The sequence below is a fragment of the Streptococcus sp. 121 genome (assembly GCF_016458205.1).
In the GTDB taxonomy this organism is placed as follows: Bacteria; Bacillota; Bacilli; order Lactobacillales; family Streptococcaceae; genus Streptococcus.
The window spans coordinates 1-8,315 of the sequence record NZ_JAEMED010000060.1 but is presented as its reverse complement, the minus strand read 5'-3'; the positions used below and the strand labels follow the sequence as shown (position 1 = coordinate 8,315).

Below are 8,315 nucleotides of genomic sequence, written 5' to 3'. Positions count from 1 at the left end.
GATGAAGGCTGTTATCGCTTGTGCTCATAAGATACTAAGAATTGTCTACAAACTTTTGAAAACACATCAAACTTATGAAGCAGTAAAAGCATTAGGGATGCGGCAACACCCTTAAGACATTTTTAAACATGTTCACCTTAAGTATAACACAGATAGTGTTTTTTTGCGCTTTTTTACTGTGTTATTTTCAAATAAAAGACTATATCAAGGAAGCGTGCAAGGCACGCAATCAATAAGTTCATCAAAGAGACTTGACAAAGTCAGATTTTGAAATTCAATGAGTATTAAAGTTTTTCGTTTACGAAAAGGACAAAGTCGTTCCAGAGGACTTTGAAGAAGTTGCTTCTGGCAACATCTTCCTTGCTGACCATGGCGAATGTTGGTTCCTGTCCTTGGATATAACCTTTACCGATAAGTTCAGGATCTTTATAGGTCAAGTTGCCGACAAACTCTCCCTTTTGGATTGGGGCTTGATACCCTTTGGGGTCTGTCTCCCATTTGATATCTAGGTCCCCTGTGTAATCCCCACGTTGGATGAGGATGGCATCGGTTTTGGCAACAGCTGCGATAGGTGATTTTTTACCATCTTTAATAACAGCAGTTGAATCTTCATATTGTTCGCCTTCAGCGGCGAGTACATTGGCGAAAAAAGTGCGCGTGATGTAGTTTAGGAGTGAGATTGTCGCGTTGTAACGGGCATTTGGATCTTGGTCAGGGTTATCAACGCTAAGAGCGATACTGACTAGGCGCATTCCGCGCTCAGTGGTTGTGACAATGATGGAATCACCGTACTCAGCAGAAGTACCCGTTTTTAATCCATCCACGCCATTGCGGAAGCGGGGCATGTTGGGGATAAGCTGATTGGTGGCATAAATGGTATCTTTCCCGAATTTAGCTTGGTCTTTCTCGGTAATTTCGGTGATTTCAGGATGGTCTTTCAGAAGATGATAAACCATGACTCCAAGAGCATTGGCAGACATGAGATTCTCTTGGTTTTTACCACCATCCACAGTATTCAAGGCGCTTTCGTTTAAGCCGGATGAATTGTAGAGTTTGTAGTCACGGATCCCTAAGCTGTCTAGCTTGTCTTCCATCCGTTTGACAAAATCCTTTTCTTTCCCAGCAATTTCTTCGGCAAGGGCGATGGCTGCCGAATTGGCTGAGGAAAGCAACATGGCATGGAGTAATTCTTCAACCGTGTATTTTCGATCTTCCATAGGGACATTTGAGGTCGAAGAATCTACAGTTAGCTGGTAGGCGAAATCCTCGATTGGAACTTTTGTATCCATGTTGATTTCTCCGGCCTCAACTGCATCTAGGACTACATAGGTTGTCAGCAGTTTGGAGATGGAGGCAATACCGATTAATTCATCAGGATTTTTTTCGAATAAAATTTTTCCGGTGTTTTGTTCAAAAACTAGGGCACTTTTGGCGGTTGTTTTAAAGTCATCTGCAGCTGTAACAGTTATACTAGGAAGCAGGGATGACAGTAATATTATGGTGACCAGAATAAACTGGATAAGTCGTTTCATAGGATTCCTCTTTCAGATACTAATTACTCTATTTTATCATAGTTCTAAAAAGAGACCTAGAATTTTGAGAGGAAAAAAATACATAATAGTCAGAAAATTCATTTACTTTTTAAAAGGACTGTGGTAGAATAAGGACATTACATTGATGGAAAAGGAGTCCTGTAATGAAAAAGAGTAAATTATTCGCATTATTAGGAGTAAGCTTGCTATCAGTTGGCGTGCTTGCTGCTTGCTCAAGTTCGAGTGGGGGGAATTCTTCCACGTATTCTTATATTTATCAAACAGATCCAGATAATTTAAATTATTTGATCACTGGGAAGCAGGCTACATCGAGTATTACTTCAAATGTCATTGATGGGTTAATGGAGAATGATCCATACGGAAACTATGTACCATCCGTTGCAGAAGATTGGACAGTATCTCAAGATGGACTGACTTACACTTATAAACTTAGGGAGGGTGTTAAGTGGTACACCTCTGAGGGTGAAGAATATGCTGATGTAAAAGCACAAGATTTTGTGACTGGGTTGAAATATGCAGCAGAAAATGAAGCCGAGGCATTATATGTTGTTGAAGATTCAATCAAAGGTCTAAGAGACTATGTTGAAGGAAAAGAAAAAGATTTTAGCAAGGTTGGTATTAAAGCCGTAGACGATTATACCCTAGAATATACGTTGAACCGCCCTGAATCTTATTGGAATTCCAAAACAACCTATGGAATCCTTTATCCTGTTAATGAGGAATTCTTGACTTCACAGGGAGATAATTTTGCCAAAACTGGTGATCCAACAAGTCTTCTCTACAATGGACCTTTCCTTCTGAAATCAATGACAGCTAAGTCTGAGATTCAGATGGCTAAAAATGAAGGTTATTGGGATAAAGATAACGTACATTTTGACACAATAAAATTAACTTATAATGATGGATCAGACTTGGATATGACAATTTCAGGTTTTGATAAGAATATTTTTGTAAAAGCCGGTCTTAATCCAAATGCCCCATCTTATAAGAAAATGTCTGAAAAATACGAAGATAACATTGTTCAACCTCCACAAGATGCAACAACCTATCTTCTAGGTATGAATATCGACCGCCAATCTTATAAGTATACAGCCAAGGAGACGGATGCTCAGAAAGAATCGACAAAGAAAGCTCTTCTTAATAAAGACTTCCGTCAAGCTTTAACCTTTGCCTTTGACCGCTCAGCATACACGGCTCAGTTAGTTGGTGAAGAGAGTGCGGATTCAATTCTTCGCAATCTATTTATTCCACCAGGATTCGTATCAGCAGATGGTAAAGAATTTGGAGACATGGTAAAAGAACAACTAGCTGATAAAGAGGAGTGGAAAGATGTGGATCTTTCTGATGCTCAAAACGGCTTGTATAATCCAGAAAAAGCTAAGGCTGAATTTGCCAAAGTGAAACAAGCTTTGGAAGCTGATGGTGTTACTTTCCCTATTCGTTTAGACCTACCAGTTGATCAAACGGCTACTACTTCAGTGAAAAGAGCACAATCGATTAAACAATCCTTAGAAGAAAATCTTGGCAAAGAAAACGTGGTTGTTGATCTACACCAGATGACTGCAGATGAGGTTAATAATATTACGTATTTTGCGGAAAATGCGTCACAAACCGATTGGGATATCTCTAATAAAGTTGGTTGGGGGCCAGATTTCCAAGATCCGTCTACTTATTTAGACATTATTCGTCCATCTGTTGGTGAATCAACTAAGACTTATCTTGGTTTTGATCCAGGTGCTGATGTCGAAAGTGCAAAAGCAGTTGGCTTGTATGAGTATGAGAATTTAGTCAACGAGGCGGCTAAAGAAACTCAAGATACAAAAGCTCGTTATGAGAAGTACGCAGCTGCACAAGCATGGCTGACGGATAGTGCATTGATTGTTCCGATTGAATCTAAGGGTGGAGGCACAGGTGTCACACGATTAAAACCGTTCACAGAGCCATTTGCGTGGTCAGGTAATAAGGGTGACTATGGTGTTATCTTTAAATACCTTGAACCAAATGATGGTAATGTAACGACTGAAGATTACAATAAAGCTCGTGAAGAGTGGAACAAAAAACGTGAAGAAGCTGCTAAGAAGGCAGATGAAGAAATGAAAAACCATGTGAAATAAAGATTACAAGGACTTTCTCCGAAGTGAGAAAGTTCTTTTGAGATAATAAGGAAAAAGCGATGAAAAAATACATCCTGATGCGTATTTTACGCTCGTTGGTTTCCATTTTTTTGGTAACCACCCTGATTTACACTATTGTTTATACATTAGTGCCTAGGAACCTCATTTTTAAACAGGACCCGCAGTACAATAAAATTGCGAAGACTCCGGACTCTAAAGCGGATTATGAACACACCGTTTTTGAACGAATGGGTTATGAAGAGTATTACTCTAGCAAGGAACTTCAAGAAAAAGCAACGTCTCTTGATAAATCAGTGACCGTTGAAGGTACAGATGCAAATCGTAAGGTATATAAGGAATACTTGGATGGTTTAAGCGGAAACTGGGAACTAGAACAAATGCCTGAAAGTAAGCAATTTTATGCGGTTCGGCAGGTTCCTATTTATGAACGTGTGTTTGATTTTTATGCAAATCTGATTCAAATTGACCACCCTTGGAAAATTCAAGATGCAGAGAATCCAGATTTGGAACGCTACATTCGCATTGAAAATGATCCTGCAATCGGTTGGTCAGTAGTTGGATCTGGAACTCAGCACAAATATTTATTGTATTTTAATGGAGTTTTTCCATTTGTCCATCAAAACTTCTTGACTTTGAATCTTGGGAATTCTTATCCAACTTTTTCTGGCCAGTCAGTTTTAGAGGTGATTACCCAAGGACAGGGACAAACAGAATCGGCGGAAACTTCTTTCCCAACTGGTAAAAAGATGTCCTCAGTGAATATTTATAGTCGTTCTTATAAAAATCCAGCAAAGATGGATGAGCGTGACATTCGAAACTTTGGAGAGGGAGATAACTATAGTGCGACTAAGAGTAACTACACTGATCCATCCATGATTGTTAACTCTTCTATTATTGGTATTATTGGAGTCATTATTTCATACGGATTGGCGATTCCAATTGGTTCAGTATTAGCACGCTATAAAAATAGTACTTTGGATTCTGTTTCAACTGCAACTTTGACCTTTTTACTTGCACTTCCAACTATTGCTTTGGTGTATTTGGTTCGATTGTTAGGTTCTTTTATCGGTCTTCCAGACTCTTTCCCAACTTTAGGAGCAGGCGATTGGCGTTCTTATGTGCTTCCTGCAGTAATTCTTGGTCTCTTGAGTACTCCAAGTTTGACTATTTGGATTCGTCGGTACATGATTGATCAACAGTCTAGTGATTATGTACGTTTTGCTCGTGCGAAAGGTTTATCTGAGAAGGAAATTATGCAGAAGCATATTTTTAAGAATGCTATGGTTCCAATTGTCGCAGGTATCCCTTCAGCTATTATTCTAGTAATTATCGGTGCTACTTTAACGGAGTCTGTGTTTGCCTTTCCAGGAATGGGGAAAATGTTGATTGATTCTGTCCGTGCTGCCAACAATACAATGGTGGTTGGATTGACTTTCATCTTTACAAGTCTTTCCATCTTAGCGAACTTACTTGGTGACTTGCTGATGACTGTCTTGGATCCACGAATTAAACTATCTTCAAAAGGAGGTAAATAATGGCACTGTTAGATTCTTCAAAATTTGAATTTGTCAAACGTGATGATTTTGCCTCTGAATCAATAGATGCACCAGCGTATTCTTATTGGAAGTCAGTTTTTAGAGAATTTCTGAAGCGTAGGATGACGCTTGTTATGTTAGTTGTTTTAGCTAGCATCGTTTTGATGAGTTTTATTTATCCTATTATTTCAGATTATGACCCTAATGATGTTTCTAATGTAAACAACTTTGCCTTACGCTATATTGCTCCTAATGCTGAGTATTGGTTTGGAACTGATGCTAATGGCCATTCTTTATTTGACGCTGTCTGGTTTGGAGCACGAAATTCTATTTTGATTGCAGTTATTGCCACAGTAATTACGATGGTGATTGGAGTTTTTGTTGGTGGAATCTGGGGTGTGTCTAAGTCAGTTGACCGTGTCATGATTGAGGTATATAACATTATTTCTAATATTCCACAATTGTTGATTGTTATTGTTTTGACTTACTCACTTGGTTCTGGCTTCTGGAATTTGATTTTTGCTATGACTGTAACGTCATGGGTCAGTGTAGCTTACACTATACGGGTACAAATTTTACGCTACCGTGATTTGGAATATAATTTAGCAAGTCGAACACTTGGGACACCATCACGTAAGATAATTGTCCGTAACCTTTTACCACAGTTGGTATCGGTTATTGTAACAATGGCTGCAGCTCAGTTACCTTCCTACATTTCTTATGAAGCTTTCCTATCTTTCTTTGGAATCGGTCTGCCAGCAACAGTGCCAAGTTTAGGCCGGTTAATATCAACCTATTCTCAAAATGTTACTACTAATGCTTACCTCTTTTGGATTCCATTGACAGTGTTGATTTTAGTTTCATTGTCTTTCTACATTGTGGGACAGAATTTGGCGGATGCAAGTGATCCAAGAACTCATAGATAGGAGCGATTATGTCAGAAAAAAATATTATTTTAAATGCTCAGGATGTAGTCGTTGAGTTTGAGGTCCGTGATCGGATCTTGACCGCCATCCGGGGTGTATCTTTAGAGTTGCTTGAAGGTGACGTTTTAGCATTAGTTGGTGAATCTGGAAGTGGTAAATCTGTTTTAACTAAAACATTTACAGGTATGCTGGAAGATAATGGTCGCCTTGCCCAAGGCTCTATTGAATATAGAGGGCAGGATTTGACCAAACTGAGAACAAATCAAGAATGGGCAGAAATTCGAGGCAAAAAGATTGCGACAATTTTTCAAGATCCGATGACAAGTCTTGATCCGATTAAAACGATCGGTAGTCAAATTACTGAAGTTATTATTAAGCATCAAGGGAAGGATGCAAAAGAAGCTAAGGAAATGGCGATTGACTACATGGATAAAGTTGGTATCCCGGATCCAGAAAGACGTTTTTCGGAGTATCCTTTCCAATACTCCGGAGGAATGCGTCAACGGATTGTGATTGCAATTGCCCTAGCATGTAAACCAGATATCCTCATCTGTGATGAGCCTACCACAGCTTTAGACGTAACCATACAGGCCCAAATCATAGACTTGTTAAAAGACTTAAAAAATGAATACGGATTTACGATTATCTTTATTACCCATGATTTAGGTGTGGTAGCAAGTATAGCTGATAAAGTAGCTGTCATGTATGCAGGAGAGATTATCGAATATGGAACCGTGGAAGAGATTTTCTACGACCCTAGACATCCTTACACATGGAGTTTGCTTTCTAGTCTACCCCAATTAGCTGGTGAAGACGGAGAACTCTTCTCAATTCCAGGTACGCCGCCATCACTTTACACTGAGATTAAAGGTGACTCGTTCGCACTTCGTTCTGACTATGCTATGGCAATTGATTTTGAAGAAAAAGCCCCGACATTTTACGTTTCTGAGACCCATTGGGCTCAAACCTGGCTTTTGCATGAAATGGCACCTCGTGTGGAAAAGCCAGAGGTTATTCAAAATTTGCATGAAAAGATTCGAGAAAAGATGACTTTTGCTGATTTTATGGAAGGAGATAGCTAATTGACTGATAAACTTATTGAAGTGAAAGATTTAGAGATTTCCTTTGGAGAAGGAGGCAAAAAATTTGTAGCTGTGCAAAATGCTAACTTTTTCATTAACAGAGGAGAAACTTTCTCACTAGTGGGAGAGTCAGGTAGTGGGAAAACGACGATAGGGCGTGCCATTATTGGTCTAAATGAGACAAGTGGTGGTGATATCTTCTTTGACGGTAAGCGAATTAATGGGAAAAAGACCAGTGAAGAAGAAAAAGAATTGATTCGTAAAATTCAAATGATTTTCCAAGACCCAGCTGCGAGTTTGAATGAGCGTGCAACCGTGGACTATATCATTTCGGAGGGGTTATACAATTTCAATTTATTTGAGAATGAAGAAGATAGGCAGCGTAAAGTTCGTGAAATGGTAGAGTCTGTAGGTCTTCTTGCAGAGCATTTGACTCGCTATCCACACGAATTTTCTGGTGGACAAAGACAGCGGATTGGGATTGCTCGGGCTCTAGTAATGCAGCCAGATTTTGTAATCGCAGATGAACCAATATCAGCTCTAGATGTATCGGTTCGGGCACAGGTTCTTAATCTATTAAAGAAATTCCAGCGTGAACTAGGTCTAACCTATCTATTTATTGCCCATGATCTATCAGTTGTTCGATTCATTTCAGACCGAATTGCAGTTATTTATAAAGGTGTTATTGTTGAAGTAGCTGAAACTGAGGAACTATTTAGTCGCCCACTTCATCCCTATACACAATCATTGCTATCTGCAGTTCCAATCCCAGATCCACTTCTAGAACGCAAGAAAGTTCTTAAAGTTTATGATCCCTCTATACATGATTATTCGGAAGATAAACCAAAAATGGAAGAAATCACTCCCGGTCACTTTGTATGGGGAAATGAGAAAGAACTACAGAGCTATCGTAATCAAGTGAATTAAGAGCATTCAATGGGGATGCTCTTTTTTATTAAAAAAATGAAACTTTCCCCTTGCAAAGACCAACATCATGTTGTATACTAATAAAGTCCTGAAGGGAGAGTTCCTTAAACGGGACGCAATCAGTAGAATAGTTCGGCTCAAACGAACGAAAACAAAA

General features: G+C 39.1%; 6 protein-coding genes. 5 read left to right on the top strand and 1 reads right to left on the bottom strand.

The window, feature by feature from the left end; all coding sequences use genetic code 11:
- Window positions 1-284 precede the first annotated feature (284 nt).
- On the bottom strand, window positions 285-1,532 hold the full coding sequence (locus JEQ21_RS09310; protein WP_199365248.1) for a serine hydrolase: 1,248 nt from the start codon (window positions 1,530-1,532) through the stop codon (window positions 285-287).
- Window positions 1,533-1,696: 164 nt separating this feature from the next.
- Between JEQ21_RS09310 and JEQ21_RS09305 the strand changes: the two genes are divergently transcribed.
- The 5 genes from JEQ21_RS09305 to JEQ21_RS09285 are packed head-to-tail and all read left to right on the top strand — an operon-like array spanning window position 1,697 to window position 8,158.
- Window positions 1,697-3,667, top strand: coding sequence for a peptide ABC transporter substrate-binding protein (locus tag JEQ21_RS09305; RefSeq protein WP_199365247.1), 1,971 nt, complete (start codon window positions 1,697-1,699; stop codon window positions 3,665-3,667).
- 59 nt (window positions 3,668-3,726) lie between these two features.
- A complete protein-coding gene (locus JEQ21_RS09300; RefSeq protein ID WP_199365246.1) occupies window positions 3,727-5,223 on the top strand; it encodes an ABC transporter permease in 1,497 nt (498 codons plus the stop codon).
- Window positions 5,223-6,149, top strand: a complete 927-nt coding sequence (gene oppC / locus JEQ21_RS09295) for an oligopeptide ABC transporter permease OppC (RefSeq protein ID WP_199365245.1) — start codon at window positions 5,223-5,225, stop codon at window positions 6,147-6,149. Before JEQ21_RS09300 ends, oppC begins: the two co-directional genes overlap by 1 nt.
- 5 nt (window positions 6,150-6,154) lie before the next feature.
- Complete coding sequence (locus JEQ21_RS09290) at window positions 6,155-7,231, top strand: ABC transporter ATP-binding protein (RefSeq protein WP_199365249.1); 1,077 nt, start codon at window positions 6,155-6,157, stop codon at window positions 7,229-7,231.
- Window positions 7,232-8,158, top strand: a complete 927-nt coding sequence (locus JEQ21_RS09285; protein ID WP_199365244.1) for an ATP-binding cassette domain-containing protein — start codon at window positions 7,232-7,234, stop codon at window positions 8,156-8,158.
- Window positions 8,159-8,315 lie beyond the last annotated feature (157 nt).